The organism is Streptosporangium sp. NPDC023615 (assembly GCF_040640155.1).
Classification (GTDB): Bacteria; Actinomycetota; Actinomycetes; order Streptosporangiales; family Streptosporangiaceae; genus Streptosporangium.
Genome location: NZ_JBFABE010000060.1, coordinates 49,574 through 50,618, shown reverse-complemented (window position 1 = coordinate 50,618; position 1,045 = coordinate 49,574). Strand labels below are relative to the sequence as shown.

The following is a 1,045-nucleotide window of genomic DNA, read 5'->3' as shown; positions in this document are numbered from 1 at the left end:
CTCGTACCATCCGGCGCCGACCCCGCAGACGGCGCGCCCGCCGGAGACCCGGTCCAGGGTGGCGAAGGCGCGGGCGGAGACGAAGGGGTGCCGCAGCGCGTACAGGTACACGGCGGTGCCGAGCCGGATCCGCGAGGTCAGCCCGGCCAGCCAGCACAGGTAGGCGGGCGCGTCGAACAGGGGGGTGCGCGGGGAGATGCCCGGCCTGTCGGTCCCCGGGTAGACCGCCGGTGACAGGTCGGTGGCGAACACCAGGTGCTCGGGCAGCCACACCGACTCGAACCCGAGCTCGTCGGCGGCGACCGCGACGTCCCGCCACGCGTCGGGGTGGAGCAGTCCCAGCGGGACACCGAATCTCATCGCACCCTCCCTGGCTCCTCGTCGTCGCCTCCCCACCCTCCCGCCGGGCCGAGGATCGCGGTCCTCAGGCGCGAGCGGTGCAGGGCGGTGCCGCCGTGGGCGGCGGACAGGGACCACACCCGGGCCAGCCACAGGTGCAGATCGAGCTCCTCGGTGTAGCCCATCGCGCCGTGCACCTGCAACGCCGTCCTGGCGGCCAGCTCGGCGGCCTCTCCGGCGCCCGCCTTGGCCGCGGCCACGTCCCGGCCGGCGGCCGGCAGGTCCCGGTCCACCGCGACGGCCGCGGCGCAGACCAGCGGTGCGGCGAACTCGACGGCCACCGCGACGTCGGCGAGCAGGTGCTTGACCGCCTGGAACGACCCGATCGGGACGCCGAACTGCCTGCGGGTCAGCGCGTGGGCGACGCTCGCGTCCAGCAGGTGCCGGGCCAGCCCGACGAGCTGGGCGGCGACCGCCACGGTGACCGCCCGGACGGCCGGCGCCGTCGCGACCGGGAGCCTGACCACGCCCCCCGCCGGGAGGCCCCCGGTCCGCGGGGCCGCGGTCCCCGGCTCCACCGCCTTCGGATCCACCGTCCCCGGGTTCACCGTCCCCGGGTCCGCGGTTCCCGGGACAGCGGTCTCCGGGGCAGCGGTCTCCGGGGCAGCGGTCTCCGGGGCAGCGGTCTCCGGGGCAGCGGTCTCCG

Annotated in this window: 2 protein-coding genes; both read right to left on the bottom strand. The window is 77.0% G+C overall.

The features are described 5' to 3' along the window. A partial coding sequence (locus AB0G16_RS30395) for an LLM class flavin-dependent oxidoreductase (protein WP_362812559.1) occupies positions 1-360 on the bottom strand: 360 nt, incomplete at its 3' end. Next, a partial coding sequence (locus tag AB0G16_RS30390) for an acyl-CoA dehydrogenase family protein (protein WP_362812556.1) occupies positions 357-1,045 on the bottom strand: 689 nt, incomplete at its 5' end. The genes AB0G16_RS30395 and AB0G16_RS30390, both read right to left, overlap by 4 nt.